Source organism: Arcanobacterium phocae, assembly GCF_900105865.1.
In the GTDB taxonomy this organism is placed as follows: Bacteria; Actinomycetota; Actinomycetes; order Actinomycetales; family Actinomycetaceae; genus Arcanobacterium; species Arcanobacterium phocae.
This window is the reverse complement of the sequence record NZ_LT629804.1, coordinates 469677-492219: the sequence shown is the minus strand read 5'-3', so window position 1 is coordinate 492219 and position 22543 is coordinate 469677. Positions and strand designations below refer to the sequence as shown.

Sequence of the window (22543 nt, the reverse complement as noted above, 5' to 3'; positions counted from 1 at the left end):
AACATGTCTGCTACAACGTACTCTCTTTCGAGTTCAGTTTTTGGTTTTGAAACCCTCAAGGGGGTTCTTGGCGTTGGATCCAATACTGCTGCGAAAATTATTGATCTCAACCTTATTTCTGTTTTTGACGATCGTGCCAACCCTCGTAATCAGCGATACTCCGGCTGGGATATCGAATACTTAGCAACCGCGAGAAACCGTCCGTTCCTTATCCCGTCAGGGACGCGTGCACTTGTCTGCTCAATGGGAGTGGAGGAGCGCGAAGATCGGCCATCTTTGTACCTTGATGCCACCTGGGGAGAGCGTGAACAGGACTTGCAAGAAATCGAAAAGGAACTTAAAGATCCTGTAATGTGGAATCAGATTCGCGCCGGCAAATTGCGGGTGACTGGTCATTGGAGAGTAAGTCAAGACGATACAAATTATTTGACGAATAATCACGGGATTATTGTCGCCTCGTATGCGGGTTTTATCCTCGATGGGGGCCGGATAGAAAAACAGGTCCCTAACGTGCTCAGCAAATCGGGCGGACGGTGTTTCGTTGTTAAACCGTTTAGTCCAAAAGAACGGTTCCGGTACGCTCACAATTATCTGGCGTCGCGCCCGGGGCCAATGAACAAGGTATGGACAGCGGAGGGCCTATTTCAAGAAGTAGCGGATTCTTTTGTTGATACTTACCAGGATGAATACAATATAACCCCGGCGATTCAGCAAAAGCTGGGGATCGTTCCGGGGTCTTCACTTGATTTTATACAGGACTGAGAGGGAAAGTCAATGACGAAAGATGTGATTCCTGTTGATGTTCTGATCAAAATGTACTCTCAACCGCGCATGGATACCTACCTTCAAGAATTTCATCAGAATAAAGCTGAAGCTTTAAAACTGTATGAACGAAATCGGAAGCTAACGCTTGTGTATCTCGATTTAGTCGGATCAGTTGAGATTATCGTGCAAAATCAAATCGATTATGCGCTTATAGACTGGTATAGCAAGAAGTATGCCGGCCGGGATTGGCTTGATGATAAACGGTTGTTGACTCAGAAAGCACAACGAGATATTGAAAAAGCCAGAGGCCGTTTGAAACAGCATGGTAAACCAGTTACGCATGACAATGTGCTTGCTCAGCTAACTTTTGGCTTTTGGAGGTATCTTTTAACGAAACGCTACTATACGCAATTGTGGGTTCCGGCTATTCACAGGGCGTTTTCTTATGGAAATTTAGATCTCAAAAAACGCCGGCAAGAAGTTGAGAAAATTATGAAACATCTTCATGCGATACGAAATCGTGCAGCTCATCTTGAACCGGTGTTTCACGAAAATGATGCGCAGGTTCTCCACGAGGTTCAGCAGATTATGAGCTGGATAGAACCGCAGGTATTGCCTTTGGTGGATGAGTGGATTAAACGCTTAGGTGAGAGTATGCAGTAGTTTGAAAGAGCACATTAGGGTTGCTGACACAAAAGAACTATAAAGGCTTGGTGTATTGAAGATAGTGCAAGCTCACAGTGGCTTGCTGGCGTAATAACTAGTAATACACGCTAATGTGATGGGCGGGGCCGTATCGGTCCCGCCCACTACTTTTCCACGTTTCCAGCATAGTTTTCGGGGGCTTTATGTCCAGTCGCGGCGTCGTCATTTCTCTTTTATCTTCCGTAGCGTTTGCGATGTTTTCGTACTTTGCTGCATTGACTGCGCCACTAACTGGCGTGGAATTGTGGGCGTGGCGCATGATTATGACCGTTCCTGGTGTATTAATTGTCTTGCTAATGACAAAGCGTTTCTCGTGGTTTACCGGTGAATATCGACGGGTGCGCCAAGACCCGCGCAAGCTTATCGCATATGCGTTCTGTGCGCCGATGCTCGCTGCCCAAATGTGGCTGTTTGGCTGGGCGCCGCAGGTGGGCCGTACGCTCGAAGTTGGTATGGGGTATTTCTTAATGCCGCTAGTAATGGTTGTCATTGGGCGTGTTTTCTATGGGGAACGCATGACACGGCTTATGGTAGTTGCGACCGTGATTGCGGCGATGGCGGTGGTGTATGAGGCGTGGCGTGCTGGTGGCATCGGTCCTGTTGCTTCATTTATTGCGATTGGTTACCCAGCGTATTTTGTGGTTCGACGTCATTACGAGACCGACGGCGTTGGCTCGCTTGCGTGGGAGATGACTTTGGCCTTGCCGGTGTCGATCTGGGTGGCTACGGAGAGTCATTCGGTTCATAGCGCATTTTCGTCTATCTCAATTGTGGCTGTTTTGCTGTTGCTAGGAGCGCTATCGGTATTTGGTGTTATCTCATACGTATTGGCAGTGAAGTGGTTGCCGTACGGTATTTTTGGTCTGTTGTCCTATGTAGAGCCAGTTTTGGTGATTATGGTTGCGATGCTGTTGGGTGAGAGAATTGATCCAACACAATGGTGGACATATCTTGGTATTTGGCTTGCGGTATTGTTACTTGGTGTTGACGGTGTCATTGCGCTATCGAAACATGTACGTTGGTCGGTTCCGGCGGTTCGTCCATGGCGTCGTCGTCGTCCGCGTAAGCGTCGTTCGGAACCAGATTCATGGGGTCGGTTATTTCGGAATCGCAAGGGAAAACTGGTGGAAAAGCCCCGGTGACTTCTGTCTCTGTCGAGTAGCGGACATTATCTATACTGCGGAGCTTGACTGTTATAGGTACGCTTGAATAGGTTAGTGTACGTAAAGATGGAGTGCTAATTGTCTCTGTTCCGCAGGTGTCCGAAATGGATTTTAAAGTTAAATAGTGGAATACTACTTACTGTTGTCTTACTTGTGATTGTGGGTAATTTTGAGTGGTCTTATGCAGCTTTGAGTGATCCACGGTCTGCTGGAGAAGATCAATGTCGCGGCTCGTCAAAAATGCCAGGAGAAGTGAAGCTCTGTAAAACCGCGCGTCCGGTGGCAGGGCTCGTTAATACCTGGGATATTACGTTACGGGTCGAATCTCAAGAAGTTAAACAAACGAGCGACGTTGTCCTTGTTATTGACCATTCTGGCAGTATGTCACGTGAAGCACGAATGGAAGCTGCGAAAAAATCTGCGAAAACCTTCGTGGAGAAACTTCTGGATGGCAACAATAATGGTCTTACGCGCGTTGGTTTAGTATCTTTTGGGACTGTAGCTACTCAAGATCTCCAGCTTGGAACAAATCGTGAAGCTTTAGATCGTGCGATTGACGCGATTACGATCCGAGGTGGAACCTTCACGCAAGATGGTATTAGAAAAGCTCGCCTGATGCTGGAAAACTCCACTGCTGACCACAAGCATATTGTCTTACTGTCGGATGGGCAGCCAACGTTCGGATACACGATTAGCCACTCCTTAGATTATGACAAATTAATTACCCAGCAGAGCATTTACGATTATTTTTTAGAAACGAATACGAATTTAGAGTTAGAAGATTTTGGAAAATATCGCGCTGGTGATGGCCGTACGTTAAGGTATTACAGTTACTACTATCGAGATGGCTTTCCTATTGTTCTTAATCACGGAAATAGTGCTATAGCGGAGGCAAGATTTGCGAAAGAATCTAGCCATATGTGGTCTGTTGCTCTCCAAGCTGGCCAAACAGGACAAGATATTTTGAAGGCGATCGCAACAGACCGTGATAGTTACACGGAAGCGGATCCCAAGGGTTTAGAGAAAGTCTTTACTAATATTGCAGGCTCGATCGTGTCGCCGATTAACAACGCAAAAGTAGTTGACCCAATGGGTGAAGGTTTCCGAGTAGTTGGCAACCCTCACCCGAAGCAGGGTACTGCTTCGTATGATGAAAAATCTGCCACGCTTTCATGGGATGTTGAAAGCCTTAATCAAGTTGAGATACGGGATGGGAACCGTATTAAATTTGAAGAAATGACTTATCGGGTTGAGATCGACGATAAACTCCGGGAGGTACCAGGGGCTGATGGGCAGGTAGCGAACGAAAAACATCTATATCCAACTAATAAAGAAGCGCAGCTAACTTACGTTGATTATTTAGGGAAACAAAAAGCAGAAGCCTTTCCGAAGCCAGAAGTGAATCCAGTGTTGATTTCTGTGGAAAAGAGGGTGCTAGATATTAATGGCACCGCTAAAAACAGTGCGCAAATTTTTGATATCGAGCTGACTAATGATCGTAAAGATCAGCCAAAAGCAAAGTGTATTGAGGAACAAGAGTGTTCGGAAGTCATTGTTTATAAGATTGCTCCAAAAGACTCAGAATCTGCTAAAAAGACTCGGCAAACACACCTGAGATATACTGGGGAGTATAAGGTTACTGAAAAATTCCCTGGCGAAATAGCGCCTGAAGATTACGAGGTTAGCTATGAGGTGACCCGGTCAGGCGCATCTATGCAAAAAAATACCTTTGTTGTAAAAGATGAGACTGATTCGGACGTTAATATCGTTGTTACGAACAGAGAGAAGCCTATTGAACTAGTTGCAATCAAGGAATGGGTAGGACTGACAGCTCCTCATGAAGTTACCCTTATCCCACAGAGATCAATTGATGGACAGACCTGGGAAGATGTGTCTAGCCTGAGTAAAAAAACTGCTGATGGTACTGCGACATGGGAGAAGCTCGATCGTTTCGATACCAATGGAAAACGATATCAATATCGAGTTAAAGAGCTTACTGAGCTCCCGAATGTATCAAGTGAAGTTGTTTGCCAACCAACAGATGAACAGTCGCGCGGATCAGTCAAGTGTACTGTCACAAATACCGCGAAACCGGGTTCTATTCTCTGGTCCAAAGTGGATGCAGATGATACCGACAAATATTTAGAAGGTTCAGTCTGGACATTGACGGCCGAAAACCAAGAGCCTAAAACCGTTGAAGACTGTGTAGCCGAATCAGTAGAGAGCTGTTCGGGACTGGATAAGAATCCAGAGGCAGGTAAATTCGAGGTATTAAATCTTGCTTGGGGAAAATGGAGCATTCAAGAGCAAAAGGCTCCATTTGGTTATCTGATTGATGAAGAACAGCGGACTGCAGAAATCAATGGAGAAAAACTTGAGGTTGATTTAGGTAAAATCGAAAACCACCGTATTGAGCCGCCTACGCTACCGCTAACAGGCGGGATAGGACGGGACCACTTCTATATCGCCGGTAGTTTTCTGCTCCTGGTAGCAGCAGGTCTGATATGGCGAAACCGTAGACACGCAAACTAATTCCTTACTATCAGTATAAGTTGTGCGCCGAAGCTAAGCTTCGGCGCACAACTGCATCAGCAAGTGAGTAACGATTAGCTGACCTGGTTGATAGCTATTTGCGGCACTTCGCCGGCCAGCGCTTGTTCCATCCACTGATCGAAGAAGCCATGGTTAGCATCAGCCCAGTCACGGGTTTGTGGCTCTAGCTCTAGGGTCAGGGTAGGACGCTCGACTGTTGTCGGTTCTGCAGCGTGCCAGTCAGCATCGTGCCAAGTAGCGATGGCTTCTCGGTACGCCCGCCCAATCGGCTTGATTGCGCCGTCGGAATCAAACAGTCCAAGGGTGTGCTCTAGCTCTGGGAAATCTGCTAATGAGCGAGATACGTCATGGGAACACCACCATGTAATTGCATTCAAGTTTGGTGCAGTACCACCACCATGAGACCCCATCAGTCGCTCAATATTAGCGGTCAAGAAACTAGCAGCATCGGCAGGGTCGACATAGTTTGAGGGCGATCCAATTTCTTGAAGCCACACCGGACGATTCTGGCCGAACGATTCACCCCAAGCATATGCGAGTTCGCACAAATAGCGCGCAAACCACTGTAATTGAGGACTGCCCTTACCAAACCGCGGTCCTACCTTACCAAACACCCATGAATGAACAGTGGTGGCGTCACCAAATGTCACGGCTGCTGCTGGATCGAAAGGATGCCCAGTGTCAAACCATAGATCGTCGTCGTGCGTATGAACGTGCATTCCTTCAGGCCAGTGGGTACGAGCAACAGTGAGTAGCTCATTTAACCAAGCGTGTGCCTGCTCAGTAGTGATTTTGTGCTGTTCTGGGTGCCGGTTAGCTGCGAATTGTATGAATTCATTGCCCAGGCTCAGCCCACGTGCTCCGGGCACATCGTGCAATCGGGTGGCGAGGGCTTCAACAAGTGCTTTTTCGCCAGATACTACGTCCGGATCAGTGAAAATGTTTCGCCGATGCCATGAATTTACCCATGACGGTAGATAGTCGAAAGACGATAGATGGCCCTGTAACACATCCACATAGGTATCCATACCGCGTTCGTGTGCAAGCTGGACAACAGTAGCAACGTCATCGAGTGCTTGCTGGCGGATCAACGTACGGTTGGGTTGCAGTACTGGCCACAACGGGAAAATCCGAATATGGTCCACGCCGAGTGAGGCGATTGCGTCAAGATCGGCGCGAACATGATCTGGAGTGAAATCTAACCAGGAATGAAACCAGCCAATTCGCGGGGTGTAGTTAACACCGAATTTCATGTTCAGTTACCTTTCTTGACCTGGTGTGATGCGCAATGTTGCGATCTGGAAAGCGGCTAAGTCAAACGTATGGACGCCATTATGTGAGGTTACGAGTGGAGCGTTGTCACTCTCTCGGTAGCATAGGTCGGTTGCGCGTACCGATACGTTGTCCCAGGTGAGGCGCACGTGCGTTGGGCTACCTTCGCCTTCGTATAGCCGGACGACGACGTCGCCACTCTTATCTGGTGTCATCGAAACAGATTCAACGATTGCTCCATCAACACTAAATGGTGCAGCGATTTCCATCGGGGCTTCGCGTAATGGCAGATTTAGTTGTTGGCCGTCAGCAATAGCTTGTGCTACTGAGGCCTGCGGGCGAATCCGGAAGTTCCACGTGAAACATCCTTGATCCTGGTTTGGATCTGGATAAACAGCGGATTTTATGAGCGTGGCACGCACAAGGCTCCAGGTTCCGCGTCGGCCAGCACTGTGGCGGCTGATATCCCATCCATATGTAGCATCGTTGGCGATTGACCAGGATGTGTGAGCATTCTCGAGGCGCACCCAGCGATGGGTGCTAACTTCAAACTTAGCGCTATCCCATGAGGTATTGGTATGAGTTGGCCGCTCAATATATCCCATCTGAGTTTCGTACTGTGCGGAGTTGGTGTGGATATCAACTGGGAAGCCGAGCTTGAGCAGCTTTTCATGCTCATGCCAATCAGCTTCAACATGGACGTCGATGAAGTCCGCCCCGGGAGCAAGCCGCCATTCAATACTCATATGTGAGTTGTTGAATGTGGCGCGGGAACGAGCGCAGGCCACGCCGTCGTCGTCGATTCTAGTTCCGTCGAACTTTAGCGGTAACACTGTTTCGGAACCGCGATAGAACGGGTCAATATCCCACGCGTCCCACATGTTGGGGAAGTCTTGGAACACAAAGAATTGGCCAGCCTTTTCGCCGGATGGAATAAACGTGTGTCCGGTGGCGTCGGTGATGCGGGTGCATGCGCCGTCGTCAGCAAAATCGATGGTGAGAACACCGTTGGAGAGGAACGATTCGCCGATCTGAATATCATCAGCGACGCCACCGGAATATTCGGCCGCCACTGCCGCGCCCAATGGTGCAACGCCACGTGAGGAGAAAGCTGTGGCGTTAGCAAGGGCGTGGACGGGGGAGCGACCCGCAGATAAGTATGAGAACGCGTCCGAAATAAGCCGTTCGCAGGTTTCTTTCACGCAAGCATAGATCTTAGCTACTTCGCGGTATACCCAGGCAACGGATGTGCCGGGGAGAATATCGTGGAATTGGCAGAGCAGAACCTGGCGCCAGGTAGCACGTAGTTCTTCGTACGGGTAGGGTGCGCCGGCGAGAGCTGCGATAGTGCACCACAATTCAGTTTCACGCAAGAGCGCTTCACTACGACGGTTCCCTTGTTTCGCCTTGATTTGAGAAGTGAAAGTTCCACGATGTAGTTCAAGGTAGAGTTCACCAACCCATACTGGTGGTTCGGGGAACTCGGCCTCGGCGCGATCGAAGAAGTCGTGCGGGGATTCGCGGACAATACGTGGCGCGCCACGTAGATCTTCCAACCTATCGAGGCGTTCCATCATTTCCCGGGTGGGACCGCCACCGCCGTCGCCGTATCCGTATGGGAGTAGGGAACTGTTGGTCTCACCTTTGTTTTTGAAGTTTTCGACGGCGTGGCGAATCTGGGCACCGGTGATTTCCGAACCATAGGTGTCTGCCGGCGGGAAGTGAGTGAAGATCCGCGACCCGTCAATCCCTTCCCATTGCAGGGTGTGATGCGGGAATATGTTGGTTTGGTTCCACGATATTTTCTGAGTTAAGAACCGATCAATGCCAGCTTCGCGAGCTAGCTGTGGTAGAGCGGCAGAGTAGCCGAAGGAGTCTGGGAGCCAGATTTCTTTGCATTCGTAGTCGAATGCTTCCCGGAAGAAGCTGATTCCTTCTACGAGTTGGCGGGCCATGGCTTCACCGCCGGGCAGGACGGCATCGGGTTCTACCCACATGGATCCAACCGGAACGATGGAGCCGTCGCGCACGCATTTCTTGACGCGTTCGAAGAGTTCGGGATCTTCGTCGGCCAGCCAGGCAACGTGTTGAGCGGCAGGTAGTGCAAAGACCAGTCCGGTTCCGTCCTCAATCAGGCGGACAACGTTGGCGATGGTGCGATTGACTTTGCGTTTGGTTTCGCGGATTGGCCACAGCCAGGCAGAATCGATGTGGGCGTGGCCGACGGCGGAGAGGCGGTGTGCGCCGGGTAGTGCCGGCCGTGCAAGAATCGGTGCGATTACTGTGCGGGCAGCGGCGGCGGTTGCCGGGATGTTGTCCAGATCGATCTGATCGAGGGCGGAGTTCAGCGCGTATAGCGTCTCGTAGTCATCATTGGTGAAGGCGGCGGTGCCTTTGGCTTCAAGCAACTCGTAGAGGACTGTGATGTCTGTGGTGAGATTGACGACGTCGTTGTGGCGGATGACCACATCTGCTTGGGACAACTGATAGGTATCTTGCTGGGATGCGGTGAGCTTGTCGCCGTCGTAGGTGACTTGGAAGGGAAGAACTTCAAGGAGGAGTGGGTTGGCTGCGGCTTCGATGGTGAAGTTGAAGCTGGTGTTAGGAGTTTGCGGAAGTGGTATCCACTGGTTGCGCGGGTTGAGGGCTTTGACTGTGCGGCCGGCAGAGTCACGTACGAGGCCTTCGCTTTGGAACCCGGCAGAGTGATCGGCCCAGCCAAGGTTGATCCGTGCCTCAATCGTGTCACCTGCAGGGACGTTTTCTGGAGTGGCTCCGTTGACTTTGAACCAGACGGTTTGCCACGGTTTCCCCCAGGTTTCACCAACGTGTAGTGGGGTAAATTGGGCAGACGACGGCGGGACTGCTGGTTCGCCGATAACCGTTTGGCCATCTACTGTTTCATCAGGGACGCGCCACGTTTCTACGTGTAGTTGAGAGACTGGGGTGTATTGTGCTCGCGCGATCCGCTCGTTAAGCGTGCGCTTGATACGAGTGAGAAGTAGTCCGGCGTCCATAGCAACCTTTCAGTTGAGAGCATCATTGTTCCCGATGTATATTCAGATTAATGACTAAACCGATTTAGAGCAAGTCTTTAAATCGATTGGGCAAAAACGCTGAGGTTAGTGTCCGATACAGCTATGATATAAAAAGTTACTAATGAGCGTTACAAAGCCAAAAGGTAGGTTATGAGTAGAAAAACAATTAAGGATATTGCACACGAAGCAGGCGTCTCAATCACTGCCGTATCCTTCGCCCTCAACAACCGCCCAGGTATCTCCGAACAAACCCGCGAACGCATCCTCGACATCGCAAACAAAATGGATTGGGTGCCGAACTCTCGCGCTCAATCACTTTCCCTTGCTAAAGCCGACGCCGTCGGGCTCTTCATCGCCCGCCAACCAGATTCCTACACATCTGAACGATTCTTCTTCAACTTCATCGTCGGCCTGCAAGAAACACTCACCCACCACAATTACGATCTGGTATTCCATACCGGCCCAGATCTCGAAGCCGAAATAGCTACCTATCGCACGTGGTGGGCACAAGGGCGAGTAGACGGCGTCGTCGTCGTTGATCCGATCGACGGCGATCCGCGAATCGATATCCTTAACGAAATCGGATTGCCAGCCGTCGTCGTCGGAAATGACGTCCCCAACACCGCCTCCATTATTGGCGACGAAGCCGCAATCGTCACCACGCTCGCTGATCACCTCTATGACCAAGGCGCCCGAACCATCGGATACGTCACTGGTATTCCAAGTCTCATTCACACGCAAGAACGTATCCGAGCGCTCGAAAACTATGCTCGTGAACGTGGCCTTACCGCACTAGTTGCCAGTGGAGCAAATGCAACCGAAGAAGCGGGACGCAACGCTATCGCGGAGCTTCTCGACGCACACGCTACGCCCGATGCCATCATTTTTGATAACGAAATCCTCACCCTCGGCGGGTTTAACGCATTGCGAGCCGCAGGAAAAGAAATCGGCCGGGATGTCTTGATCTGCTCATGCGAAGACTCCCCACTGTGTCGAATAGTTACCCCGTCAATTACGGTCATCAATCGTGAACCGGCAGCTATTGGCCGGCAGGCTGCAGCGCTTTTGCTGGACGTTCTCAACGGCAAAAAGCCACGTCTTGAGAAACAAGAACCGGCTGACATTATCATTCGGGATTCAACCGGAAAACTCCCACAGAAAGACGAAGAGGTCTACAAATGAGCATTTTGATCGTTGGCGAAGCCGTCATCGACATCATCAAACGCACTGACGGAACTATTGAAGAACACCCGGGTGGAAGCCCTGCAAATGTTGCTATCGGTGTCAGTCGACTTGGTATCCCAGCCCGCCTTTTGACGATGGTTGGAGACGATGCGCACGGAAAGATCGTTGAACAGTGGTTAGCTGACGACGACGTCACCACTACTACTGTCGAAACTGAACGTACCGCGACCGCTCTTGCCACTCTTGACGAGACGGGCGCAAGTACTTACACGTTCGATATGACCTGGGATCTGGACGGATACGCGCCAGATCTGACAGATGTTGACCATGTCCATACCGGTTCTATCGCAGCGTTTATCGACCCTGGCGCTCACGATGTAGCGCGAATTATTGCACAGGCACGCGAACATGCCACAATCAGCTATGATCCTAATATTCGGCCGGCACTTATAGATGATATGGCGAAGGTTCGAGAGCACGTGTTGAGCCTAATAGCGCAGGCTGATGTGGTGAAATGCTCTGATGAAGACCTCGCGTATTTATTTGAGCGTGATGCATTAAGCCAAGATGACGCGATTGACGTGGCACGCACATGGATCGCGCGAGGTCGTGAATCTGGGCATGGTCCGCTATTGGTTGCTGTGACTGCCGGAAAAGATGGTGTTATCGCCGTAAACGCAGCAGGTGAATATGTCCATGTGGCGGCAGATCCGCAGGTGAAAGTTGTGGATACGGTAGGTGCGGGAGATTCCTTCATGGGTGCACTCGTCTACCAGTTAGCTCACCGTGGATTGACTGGTAAACGTGAAGAAATCGCAAAAATCGATCGCGATACTATGCGAGATATTGCGGTATTTGCGGCGCGGGTTGCTGATATTACCGTTTCGCGTGCGGGAGCCAATCCACCGCGACTCGAAGAACTCTCCTAATTTTGGTTGTATTAGGTATAATTCAGACGTATTACTGCTTGATTTCTGAAAGTGTTTTCAGTAGCATTATCGACATATCCCTTGTTGGGTATTAGTCGTTTTTATTGGTGTTTTGAAGGGTTGTTGCGGGTGGGCGTTGAGTTCGATGATACCGTTGCTGACCAGTTGATGAGTGTTGCTCGAAGTGTTGCTCGGGATTATCGGTATTTTGCGCAAGATCATTATCGTTGTGTGTGTGATGCGTTGGTTGATTTTCGTGGCCCGTATCGGGTTCTTATTGGGAATGCTGCCACGTTAGAAAGCGAGAACCGGAGCATTATTATTGCCAGGCTTGAAGACCTTGCTGAGCAAGTTTGGCAAGCTAAAGAGCAGGCACGCCGGGAACGAGAACGGTTACACGCTCTAGAGGTGGAAGAAGGTAAGAAGCGTACTAGCCCGTTCCTTGTCCCTGCAGTGTTATCCCACGAGTCACTACCCGCGTATTATGATTTTTCCTTGGATGTTCCTGTTGCTCCGGGCGAGATTTCACTGCCTTTTTATGTCAATACTCGACGTCGTTTCCCGACTGTGTTGGGTAGTGATGTGGTGAGTGCTGATCCGGTACGGTTACGGGCTTATGAGCAGTATTTGTCTCATTATTCTTCTGCGATAGAAAACAGGTTTCGAGATGTTGATGAGGCGTGGATGCGTTTTCGGACTCGGAACACGTTTGTCACGTTATCTAATATCGATTTATTTACTCGTATATCTGAGTATTTCACTGAGAATGCGGCTGATAGAGTGTGGATTGGGCGTATTGCTCAAGCGTTTGAAAAAGCGAATGAGGCTCACGACTCTCTTAGTGTGTTTAGTTTATCTGTTGCTGTTGCTTGGAGTGTTGATGATGTTAATCATATCTTGTCTGATAAAAACCTCTCCAATAAGGAACTAGAACAGGCTGTTCGTCTTTTACTGCAAAACCGGGATAACACTGCCAAGGTTGCTTCCTATGTCGCATACGTTCTTAAAGGGCTAACCGAGTTTTCTACAGCAGAGCATATTAGTCGTGTGAATGCGTTGTTATCGGGGATTCAAACATCTCCTCAGGCCAGTAGATATATGCTGATGGGTTTGGGTGGGAAAGGTCTGGTTGAAAAGATTGTTTTAGCAGACCAACTACTTTCTCAAAATGCTACTCACCTCGAACGGTCTGGTAAAAGTGTAGTTACTCAAGTTCAGATTCTTGCCCAGTCCCTCAAAACTATTTTTATGACAGGTGAACGGGAGTTAGCTGATTATAGCCCTGAATTATCGAAGAAAATTGCTCGGGATATGGTTGGATGCATTTCTCCCTTTCAAGGCGAAGTTTTACTTTCTAATAACAATGGCAACGCTATTTCGTGGCTGTTATATGATGCTCACTTAAGTACTTCTTTCTTAACGCAGTTTGGTGATGATTTTGAATTAGCTGACCGTTTCCGAACTGATCAATCGTATCCGTTGTGGTGTACCCAGCACCCAAGCAATCTTAGCGTCCTTTTCCCTGCCATAGCACGAAAATCAGGACTCGATCCTGCTACGTCTTTTATGAGCGCGTTAAAGAATAATCCGCAAGCAGCTTTGGCTTTCTTTAAGCCTGGTAGGGATGGGGAGTTTGCTCGTCAAGAATACTGGATCCAAAACCGGTCTTGGGCTCATGATGGGTTTGTTTCAATCTTGGGCGCGCTTGATGTGGCTGTGACATCGGAAGGATTACGAGGCACAAAAGAAGCTGGCGAGTTAACCTCCAGCATTATCGAGTTACTAGCAAACCGTATGCAAAACACAAGCAATGATAATAAATCTTTAGGACTTGCGGATAACGAAACTAACCTCGTAGTATCACTCAACCCCATAGCAGCTATCAACATCGCCCACATCATGGCCACCTACATGCCCGCAATAGACCGTTATCGAAAGAAGAATTCTACGGACAAAATGTCAAACACATCTAAAAATATAGACATCGGTTTTGGCGACATACCAAACATGCCAAGATTCAAGCAAGAAGACCTTGAATATCTTATTCGAGCTGTCTCTGGCACTGATGAAGGATTCCTCGCATTGCGAAACGGTGTAGATAACTATCAAAACCTGGTATATGGAAAGATTACTCAACAATACTTAAGTAATAACCTTGATGAAATAACCACCATAAACAAGACCAATCAGAGCATTATTGGTCTTGAGGGATTCTTTATTCACAACATTATTGAAGGTAGGATGTATCAAGCTGGGCAAAGGGATCAGGCTATTAAAGCCTGGACTGAGCTAGGGCGCGATATTCTCAGCCTCGGAACAGATGCGGCTACTACTTTTATTCCTTTGAAAGGTGGGCTAGTTATCGATTATCTTGCCGATCAAGGCCTTGACGTGGGAAAAGAACATCTCGATAGTCTCCTAGCTACCAACGAAGAAGAACTAAGAAATGGTGTTCGAGGGTTGTCTGGTGGGGTGTTTAATCGGCGGGAGTCTGTGATTATTCATGCGTTGTTTGTGAGTGGTGTTGTTGATCAGGATGAGTTTATGGATTACGCCCGTCAGCATGAAGAAGAGCCTGGGCAAGTTGATCAATGGTTTAGTGGAGGGAGTTTCCCTACCAGTGAAACAATCTACAACAATGGACTTTTACGCGATGAATTAGAAGATTTCTTAAAGACTAAGAACTACGACATGGATGATCTTTTCGATACTTTTGCTGACGAGGCTCCTGAAATTAGATAGAAAGAACCTACTAATGTCACTCTTACGTGTTAAGCCGCTTGCTGTGTTACTTGCTGTTTCAGTCTTTTTGTGTGGGTGTGGGGCTAGTCCTGCTAGTAATAGTGATGCTGGTGTGGTGGTGTTTGGGTGTGGGGATACGAATAGTGTAGATACCATGGTCAGTGATGCGTTGTCTGATACTGGTATGACGCTTGATGAACTGACTGATAGGGCGGGCCAGTTTGCGACTGATGCGATACATGCAGATAGTGTGTGTGGGTATGTGGTAGATAAGTTGAATGCGTTGTCTGTCTCGTCTGGTGTTGATGAGATTGATCGGGTGAGTGCTCTTCTTGAGGGTCTTGCATCTTCACCACAAGCTAGTGCTCGTTTTATTACTACTGTGGGTGGGGATAAGCTGGTAGATCGGATGAATCTGACGCAACAGTTTTATCATGTCCCGTCTTATCCGGTTGTGGATCATCCTCAGTCTCGCTATGCGATTGTGTTGAAGAAAGTGTTTACGAGTGCTCAACCACACCTGACTTCTGGTCAATCAGTTGGTCTTGCTCGCCAGATGGCTCAGCGTTTGTCAACGACTCATACTACTGCTATGTCTTGGTTGTTATATGATGCCACGTTAACGAGTGAGTTTTTAACTGAGTTTGGTGACCAGTTAGAACGCTACGAACACACCCACACCACCACTACTACTGCTGGTGCTGGTGGTGTTGATTGGTTGTGGGTTAAACCTACCTCAACGCGTTTTAAGGTTTTATTCCCTGCCCGGGTACGTGATGCGTGGTATGACCCTGCTACGTCTTTTATGAGCGCTCTTGCTCATAACCCGCAAGCTGCCCTGACCTTCTTCATCCCCACCACTGACACCACCACTGATAAGAACACTACTGGTGACGATGGTGACACCAGTAATAAGAACACTACTGGTGATGATATTAAGGATGGGGGTGTTCGTTATGAGTATTGGTTGAATGATCGGTCTTGGGGTCTTGATGGGTATACGGCTATCAGTGCCGCGTTTGATAGTGCGGTTACTACTCAGGGTCAAGCAGGTAGTCCTCAAGCAGCTACCCTTACTACTCATGCTATGAAGAATTTTGCAACTATTAAACCAGTGTTTAGTCCCCAAGCAGTTGAGCATGTTATTCATATTCTGGCTACCTATATGCCAGCTATTGATCACCACCGGGCTACTACCCCGCCCAACACATGGTCGCGTTCTACGATTGATCCGTATGATCTTCTTGATCTACCAGCCATGCCGTCTTTTACTCGCAACGATATCCAAACCCTGATCAGCTTAACCACGCGTACTGACGAGGGTATTCATGCTCTTCACGCTGCGGTAGATAACTATCACGCCCTGCTTTTCATCACAGTCCTCAACACACACCAAACAACCCATAACACTGTTGGTGATATGTCTAGTGTTGCTGATGTTGTCAGTCAGACCAATCAAGCGGATATAGCCTTAGAAGGGTTTATTTTCCACGCTATCCTTGAGGCCAGGCTTACGCGTGATCCTTATCAAGCACCTACCACTTGGCTCACCACCCCCACCACCACTCCTGTTGTTCCTGCTTTCGAACACCCAACCGATCTTATCGACTATCTTGCTACCCAACCCCTCACCACCAACACCACCACTCTTGCCGAGACCACCAGCGAACGCAGAGAGGATGTTCAAGGGCTGGTTACTAAGGTGTATGTTTGGCGTGAGTCTGTGACTACTCGTGCTCTTTTCACCAGTGGTGTTGTTGATCAGAATGAGTTTATGGATTACACCCGTCAGCATGAAGAAGAACCGGGGCAAGTTGATCAATGGTTTAGTGGAGGGAGTTTCCCTACCAGTGACATGATCTGCCATGATGTGTCTTTGCGTAATAGGCTATACGAGTTCTTAAAGACTAAGAACTATGATACGCAAGATCTTGACACAGCGTTTACTAGCGAAGCTCCTGAAATCAACTAGAAAGACTCTACCTATGTCACTCTTACGTGTTAAGCCGCTTGCTGTGTTACTTGCTGCCTCAGTCTTTTTATCTGGGTGTGGGGCTAGTCCTGCTAGTAGCAGTGATACTAGTAGTAGCTCTGACGTGGTGTTTGGGTGTGGGAGCACAGATGGTGTGGATGACATGGTTAGTGACGTGTTGTCTGATACTGGTAGTACGCTTGAGGAGCTTAGTGTTCAAACAAGCCGGTTTGCTACTGATCCCGCATATGCCGATAGTATATGTGGGTATGTGGTGGATAGGTTGAATGCGTTGTCTGTTTCGTCTGGTGTTGATGAGATTGATCGGGTGAGTGCTCTTCTTGATGGTCTTGCATCTTCACCACAAGCTAGTGCTCGGTTTATTACTGCCCTGGGCGGGGATGGGCTTGTTGATCGGATGAATCTGACGCAACAGTTTTATCATGTCCCGTCTTACCCGGTTGTGGATCATCCTCAGTCTCGCTATGCGATTGTGTTGAAAAAAGTGTTTACGAGTGCTCAACCACACCTGAGTCCTGGTCAATCAGTTGGTCTTGCTCGCCAGATGGCTCAGCATTTGTCAACTACTCATACCACTGCTATTTCTTGGTTGTTATATGATGCCACGTTAACGAGTGAGTTTTTAACTGAGTTTGGTGACCAGTTAGAACGCTACGAACACACCCACACCACCACCACTACTACTGCTGGTGGTGTTGATTGGTTGTGGGTTAAACCTACCTCAACACGTTTTAAGGTTTTATTCCCTGCCCGGGTACGTGATGCGTGGTATGACCCTGCTACGTCTTTTATGAGCGCTCTTGCTCATAACCCGCAAGCTGCCCTGACCTTCTTCACCCCCACCACTAGTGAGAACGCTACTGGCGGGAGGGCTACTGGTAATGATGGTGAGAATGAGACTAACACTAACACCACTGACAATAAGAGTGTTCGTCAAAATTATTGGTTTCATGATCGGTCTTGGGGTCTTGATGGGTATACGGCTATCAGTGCCGCGTTTGATAGTGCGGTTACTACTCAGGGTCAAGCAGGTAGTCCTCAAGCAGCTACCCTTACTACTCATGCTATGAAGAATTTTGCAACTATTAAACCAGTGTTTAGTCCCCAAGCAGTTGAGCATGTTATTCATATTCTGGCTACCTATATGCCAGCTATTGATCACCACCGGGCTACTACCCCGCCCAACACATGGTCGCGTTCTACGATTGATCCGTATGATCTTCTTGATCTACCAGCCATGCCGTCTTTTACTCGCAACGATATCCAAACCCTGATCAGCTTAACCACGCGTACTGACGAGGGTATTCATGCTCTTCACGCTGCGGTAGATAACTATCACGCCCTGCTTTTCATCACAGTCCTCAACACACACCAAACAACCCATAACACTGTTGGTGATATGTCTAGTGTTGCTGATGTTGTCAGTCAGACCAATCAAGCGGATATAGCCTTAGAAGGGTTTATTTTCCACGCTATCCTTGAGGCCAGGCTTACGCGTGATCCTTATCAAGCACCTACCACTTGGCTCACCACCCCCACCACCACTCCTGTTGTTCCTGTTTTCGAACACCCAACCGATCTTATCGACTATCTTGCTACCCAACCCCTCACCACCAACACCACCACTCTTGCCGAGACCACCAGCGAACGCAGAGAGGATGTTCGAGGGTTGTCTGGTGGGGTGTTTAATCGGCGTGAGTCTGTGATTATTCATGCGTTGTTTGTGAGTGGTGTTGTGGATCAGGATGAGTTTATGGATTACGCCCGTCAGCATGAAGAAGAGCCTGGGCAAGTTGATCGGTGGTTTAGTGGGGGGAGTTTCCCTACCAGTGACATGATCTACAACAATGGACTTTTACGCGATGAATTAGAAGATTTCTTAAAGACTGAGAACTATGACATGGATGATCTTTTCGATACTTTTGCTGACGAGGCTCCTGAAATTAGATAGAAAGAACCTGGCTATGTCATCCCATCGTTTGCGTATTCGATTCTTCGCTGTGTTACTTGCTGCCTCAGTTTTCTTGTCTGGGTGTGGGGCTAGTCCTGCTAGTAGCAGTGATACTAGTAGTAGCTCTGACGTGGTGTCTGGGTGTGGTGTTGGGGTAGATGGTGTGGATACCACGGTCAGTGATGCGTTGTCTGATACTGGTATGACGCTTGATGAACTGACTGATAGGGCGGGCCAGTTTGCGACCGATGCGATACATGCAGATAGTGTGTGTGGGTATGTAACAGGTAGGGTTGATGCGTTGTCTGTCTCGTCTGGTGTTGATGAGATTGATCGGGTGAGTGCTCTTCTTGATGGTCTTGCATCTTCACCACAAGCTAGTGCTCGTTTTATTACTGCCCTGGGTGGGGATAAGCTGGTTGATCGGATGAATCTGACGCAACAGTTTTATCATGTCCCGTCTTACCCGGTTGTGGATCATCCTCAGTCTCGCTATGCGATTGTGTTGAAAAAAGTGTTTATCACTGCTCAACCATACCTGAGTCCTGGTCAGTCAGTTGGTCTTGCTCGCCAGATGGCTCAGCATTTGTCAACGACTCATACCACTGCTATTTCTTGGTTGTTATATGATGCCACGTTAACGAGTGAGTTTTTAACTGAGTTTGGTGACCAGTTAGAACGCTACGAACACACCCACACCACCACTACTACTGCTGGTGCTGGTGGTGTTGATTGGTTGTGGGTTAAACCTACCTCAACGCGTTTTAAGGTTTTATTCCCTGCCCGGGTACGTGATGCGTGGTATGACCCTGCTACGTCTTTTATGAGCGCTCTTGCTCATAACCCGCAAGCTGCCCTGACCTTCTTCACCCCCACCACTGACACCACCAACCAGAACACCACTGGTGATGATATTAAGGATGGGGGTGTTCGTTATGAGTATTGGTTGAATGATCGGTCTTGGGGTCTTGATGGGTATACGGCTATCAGTGCTGCGCTTGATGCTGCGGTTACTACTCAGGGTCAAGCAGGTAGCTTACAGGCAGCTACCCTTACTACTCATGCTATGAAGAATTTTGCAACTATTAAACCAGTGTTTAGTCCCCAGGCAGTCGAGCATGTTATTCATATTCTGGCTACCTATATGCCAGCTATTGATCATTGCCGGGCTACTACCCCGCCCAACACGTGGTCGCGTTCTACGATTGATCCGTATGATCTTCTTGATCTACCAGCCATGCCGTCTTTTACTCGCAACGATATCCAAACCCTGATTAGCCTAACCACACACACTGACGAGGGTATTCATGCTCTTCACGCTGCGGTAGATAACTATCATGGTTTGTTGTTTACTACGGTCTTCAACACGCACCAAACAACCCATAACACTGTTGGTGATATGTCTAGTGTTGTTGATGTTATTGGTCAGGTTAATCAAGCGGATATAGCCTTAGAAGGGTTTATTTTCCACGCTATCCTTGACGCTAGACTTACGCGTGATCCTTATCAAGCACCTACCACTTGGCTCACCACCCCCACCACCACTCCTGTTGTTCCTGTTTTCGAACACCCAACCGATCTTATCGACTATCTTGCTACCCAACCCCTCACCACCAACACCACCACTCTTGCCGAGACCACCAGCGAACGCAGAGAGGATGTTCAAGGGTTGTCTGGTGGGGTGCTTAATCGGCGTGAGTCTGTGATTATTCATGCGTTGTTTGTGAGTGGTGTTGTTGATCAGAATGAGTTTATGGATTACACCCGTCAGCATGAAGAAGAACCGGGGCAAGTTGATCAATGGTTTAGTGGAGGGAGTTTCCCTACCAGTGACACGATCTGCCATGATGTGTCTTTGCGTAATAGGCTATACGAGTTCTTAAAAACTAAGAACTACGACCTGAATGATTTTTTCGATATTTTCGCTGACGAGGCTCCTGAAATCAGATAGAAAGAACCTGGTGCTATGTTATCTCGTTGTTTGCGTATTCGATTCTTCGCTGTGTTACTTGCTGCCTCAGTCTTTTTATCTGGGTGTGGGGCTAGTCCTGCTAGTAGCAGTGATACTAGTAGTAGCTCTGACGTGGTGTTTGGGTGTGGGGATATAGATGGTGTGGATACCATGGTCAGTGATGCGTTGTCTGATACTGGTAGTACGCTTGAGGAGCTTAGTGTTCAAACAAGCCGGTTTGCTACTGATCCCGCATATGCCGATAGTATATGTGGGTATGTGGTAGATAAGTTGAATGCGTTGTCTGTTTCGTCTGGTGTTGATGAGATTGATCGGGTGAGTGCTCTTCTTGATGGTCTTGCATCTTCACCACAAGCTAGTGCTCGTTTTATTACTGCCCTGGGTGGGGATAAGCTGGTTGATCGGATGAATCTGACGCAACAGTTTTATCATGTCCCGTCTTACCCGGTTGTGGATCATCCTCAGTCTCGGTATGCGATTGTGTTGAAAAAAGTGTTTATCACTGCTCAACCATACCTGAGTCCTGGTCAGTCAGTTGGTCTTGCTCGCCAGATGGCTCAGCATTTGTCAACGACTCATACCACTGCTATTTCTTGGTTGTTATATGATGCCACGTTAACGAGTGAGTTTTTAACTGAGTTTGGTGACCAGTTAGAACGCTACGAACACACCCACACCACCACTACTACTGCTGGTGCTGGTGGTGTTGATTGGTTGTGGGTTAAACCTACCTCAACGCGTTTTAAGGTTTTATTCCCTGCCCGGGTACGTGATGCGTGGTATGACCCTGCTACGTCTTTTATGAGCGCTCTTGCTCATAACCCGCAAGCTGCCCTGACCTTCTTCACCCCCACCACTAGTGAGAACGCTACTGGCGGGAGGGCTACTGGTAATGATGGTGAGAATGAGACTAACACTAACACCACTGACAATAAGAGTGTTCGTCAAAATTATTGGTTTCATGATCGGTCTTGGGGTCTTGATGGGTATACGGCTATCAGTGCTGCGCTTGATGCTGCGGTTACTACTCAGGGTCAAGCAGGTAGCTTACAGGCAGCTACCCTTACTACTCATGCTATGAAGAATTTTGCAACTATTAAACCAGTGTTTAGTCCCCAGGCAGTCGAGCATGTTATTCATATTCTGGCTACCTATATGCCAGCTATTGATCATTGCCGGGCTACTACCCCGCCCAACACGTGGTCGCGTTCTACGATTGATCCGTATGATCTTCTTGATCTACCAGCCATGCCGTCTTTTACTCGCAACGATATCCAAACCCTGATTAGCCTAACCACACACACTGACGAGGGTATTCATGCTCTTCACGCTGCGGTAGATAACTATCATGGTTTGTTGTTTACTACGGTCTTCAACACGCACCAAACAACCCATAACACTGTTGGTGATATGTCTAGTGTTGTTGATGTTATTGGTCAGGTTAATCAAGCGGATATAGCCTTAGAAGGGTTTATTTTCCACGCTATCCTTGACGCTAGACTCGCTGGTGATCCTTATCAAGCACCTACCACTTGGCTCACCGCCACTACTGCTACTCCTGTTGTTCCTGTTTTCGAACACCCAACCGATCTTATCGACTATCTTGCTACCCAACCCCTCACCACCAACACCACCACTCTTGCCGAGACCACCAGCGAACGCAGAGAGGATGTTCAAGGGTTGTCTGGTGGGGTGTTTAATCGGCGTGAGTCTGTGATTATTCATGCGTTGTTTGTGAGTGGTGTTGTGGATCAGGATGAGTTTATGGACTACACCCGTCAGCATGAAGAAGAGCCTGGGCAAGTTGATCGGTGGTTTAGTGGGGGGAGTTTCCCTACCAGTGACATGATCTACAACAATGGACTTTTACGCGATGAATTAGAAGATTTCTTAAAGACTGAGAACTATGACATGGATGATCTTTTCGATACTTTTGCTGACGAGGCTCCTGAAATTAGATAGAAAGAACCTGGCTATGTCATCCCATCGTTTGCGTATTCGATTCTTCGCTGTGTTACTTGCTGCCTCAGTCTTTTTATCTGGGTGTGGGGCTAGTCCTGCTAGTAGCAGTGATACTAGTAGTAGCTCTGACGTGGTGTCTGGGTGTGGTGTTGGGGTAGATGGTGTGGATACCACGGTCAGTGATGCGTTGTCTGATACTGGTATGACGCTTGATGAACTGACTGATAGGGCGGGCCAGTTTGCGACTGATGCGATACATGCAGATAGTGTGTGTGGGTATGAACCGCCCTGACCTTTGTTCCGTGTTGTTTTG

Annotated in this window: 14 protein-coding genes; 12 read left to right on the top strand and 2 right to left on the bottom strand. The window is 48.5% G+C overall.

The genetic code is table 11. From position 1 onward, the window contains the following. Positions 1 to 3: 3 nt before the first annotated feature. The 4 genes from BLT51_RS02120 (at position 4) to BLT51_RS02105 (ending at position 5165) form a co-directional block, all read left to right on the top strand. Complete coding sequence (locus tag BLT51_RS02120; RefSeq protein WP_091279338.1) at positions 4 to 762, top strand: hypothetical protein; 759 nt, start codon at positions 4 to 6, stop codon at positions 760 to 762. A gap of 12 nt (positions 763 to 774) precedes the next feature. After that, positions 775 to 1428: an Abi family protein gene (locus BLT51_RS02115; RefSeq protein ID WP_091279337.1), complete on the top strand. Its 654-nt coding sequence runs from the start codon at positions 775 to 777 to the stop codon at positions 1426 to 1428. Between the two features lie 185 nt (positions 1429 to 1613). Next, a complete protein-coding gene (rarD, locus tag BLT51_RS02110; protein ID WP_091279334.1) occupies positions 1614 to 2612 on the top strand; it encodes an EamA family transporter RarD in 999 nt (332 codons plus the stop codon). A 180-nt stretch (positions 2613 to 2792) separates the two neighbouring features. Next, positions 2793 to 5165: a VWA domain-containing protein gene (locus BLT51_RS02105; RefSeq protein WP_157672861.1), complete on the top strand. Its 2373-nt coding sequence runs from the start codon at positions 2793 to 2795 to the stop codon at positions 5163 to 5165. Positions 5166 to 5239: 74 nt separating this feature from the next. On the opposite strand, the gene BLT51_RS02100 is transcribed toward BLT51_RS02105, so the two are convergent. Beyond that, positions 5240 to 6439, bottom strand: coding sequence for a glycoside hydrolase 5 family protein (locus BLT51_RS02100; protein ID WP_091279329.1), 1200 nt, complete (start codon positions 6437 to 6439; stop codon positions 5240 to 5242). Between the two features lie 6 nt (positions 6440 to 6445). Further along, positions 6446 to 9475, bottom strand: coding sequence for an alpha-mannosidase (locus BLT51_RS02095; protein WP_091279326.1), 3030 nt, complete (start codon positions 9473 to 9475; stop codon positions 6446 to 6448). A 171-nt stretch (positions 9476 to 9646) separates the two neighbouring features. On the opposite strand from BLT51_RS02095, the gene BLT51_RS02090 reads away from it, so the two are divergent. The 8 genes from BLT51_RS02090 to BLT51_RS09035 all read left to right on the top strand — a co-directional run bounded on the left by BLT51_RS02090 (position 9647) and on the right by BLT51_RS09035 (position 22522). Further along, positions 9647 to 10678, top strand: a complete 1032-nt coding sequence (locus BLT51_RS02090; protein WP_091279323.1) for a LacI family DNA-binding transcriptional regulator — start codon at positions 9647 to 9649, stop codon at positions 10676 to 10678. Beyond that, positions 10675 to 11610: a carbohydrate kinase family protein gene (locus BLT51_RS02085; RefSeq protein WP_091279320.1), complete on the top strand. Its 936-nt coding sequence runs from the start codon at positions 10675 to 10677 to the stop codon at positions 11608 to 11610. The genes BLT51_RS02090 and BLT51_RS02085 overlap by 4 nt, the downstream gene beginning before the upstream one ends. A gap of 129 nt (positions 11611 to 11739) precedes the next feature. After that, positions 11740 to 14352: a DUF6571 family protein gene (locus BLT51_RS02080; protein ID WP_091279317.1), complete on the top strand. Its 2613-nt coding sequence runs from the start codon at positions 11740 to 11742 to the stop codon at positions 14350 to 14352. Between the two features lie 13 nt (positions 14353 to 14365). Beyond that, positions 14366 to 16324: a DUF6571 family protein gene (locus tag BLT51_RS02075; protein WP_091279316.1), complete on the top strand. Its 1959-nt coding sequence runs from the start codon at positions 14366 to 14368 to the stop codon at positions 16322 to 16324. A 13-nt stretch (positions 16325 to 16337) separates the two neighbouring features. Next, a complete protein-coding gene (locus BLT51_RS02070; RefSeq protein ID WP_157672860.1) occupies positions 16338 to 18296 on the top strand; it encodes a DUF6571 family protein in 1959 nt (652 codons plus the stop codon). Positions 18297 to 18309: 13 nt separating this feature from the next. After that, a complete protein-coding gene (locus BLT51_RS02065) occupies positions 18310 to 20247 on the top strand; it encodes a DUF6571 family protein (RefSeq protein ID WP_091279311.1) in 1938 nt (645 codons plus the stop codon). Between the two features lie 15 nt (positions 20248 to 20262). Further along, complete coding sequence (locus tag BLT51_RS02060; RefSeq protein ID WP_157672859.1) at positions 20263 to 22230, top strand: DUF6571 family protein; 1968 nt, start codon at positions 20263 to 20265, stop codon at positions 22228 to 22230. A 13-nt stretch (positions 22231 to 22243) separates the two neighbouring features. Continuing rightward, a complete protein-coding gene (locus BLT51_RS09035) occupies positions 22244 to 22522 on the top strand; it encodes a hypothetical protein (RefSeq protein ID WP_157672858.1) in 279 nt (92 codons plus the stop codon). The last annotated feature ends 21 nt before the right edge of the window (positions 22523 to 22543 follow it).

What these genes read in the sequence shown, in the direction of transcription:
- BLT51_RS02120 (WP_091279338.1), top strand. Translation starts at nt 4, where the DNA reads ATGTCTGCTACAACGTACTCTCTTTCGAGTTCAGTTTTTGGTTTTGAA.
- BLT51_RS02115 (WP_091279337.1), top strand. Translation starts at nt 775, where the DNA reads ATGACGAAAGATGTGATTCCTGTTGATGTTCTGATCAAAATGTACTCT.
- rarD (WP_091279334.1), top strand. Translation starts at nt 1,614, where the DNA reads ATGTCCAGTCGCGGCGTCGTCATTTCTCTTTTATCTTCCGTAGCGTTT.
- BLT51_RS02100 (WP_091279329.1), bottom strand. Translation starts at nt 6,439, where the DNA reads ATGAAATTCGGTGTTAACTACACCCCGCGAATTGGCTGGTTTCATTCC.
- BLT51_RS02095 (WP_091279326.1), bottom strand. Translation starts at nt 9,475, where the DNA reads ATGGACGCCGGACTACTTCTCACTCGTATCAAGCGCACGCTTAACGAG.
- BLT51_RS02090 (WP_091279323.1), top strand. Translation starts at nt 9,647, where the DNA reads ATGAGTAGAAAAACAATTAAGGATATTGCACACGAAGCAGGCGTCTCA.
- BLT51_RS02085 (WP_091279320.1), top strand. Translation starts at nt 10,675, where the DNA reads ATGAGCATTTTGATCGTTGGCGAAGCCGTCATCGACATCATCAAACGC.
- BLT51_RS02075 (WP_091279316.1), top strand. Translation starts at nt 14,366, where the DNA reads ATGTCACTCTTACGTGTTAAGCCGCTTGCTGTGTTACTTGCTGTTTCA.
- BLT51_RS02070 (WP_157672860.1), top strand. Translation starts at nt 16,338, where the DNA reads ATGTCACTCTTACGTGTTAAGCCGCTTGCTGTGTTACTTGCTGCCTCA.
- BLT51_RS02065 (WP_091279311.1), top strand. Translation starts at nt 18,310, where the DNA reads ATGTCATCCCATCGTTTGCGTATTCGATTCTTCGCTGTGTTACTTGCT.
- BLT51_RS02060 (WP_157672859.1), top strand. Translation starts at nt 20,263, where the DNA reads ATGTTATCTCGTTGTTTGCGTATTCGATTCTTCGCTGTGTTACTTGCT.
- BLT51_RS09035 (WP_157672858.1), top strand. Translation starts at nt 22,244, where the DNA reads ATGTCATCCCATCGTTTGCGTATTCGATTCTTCGCTGTGTTACTTGCT.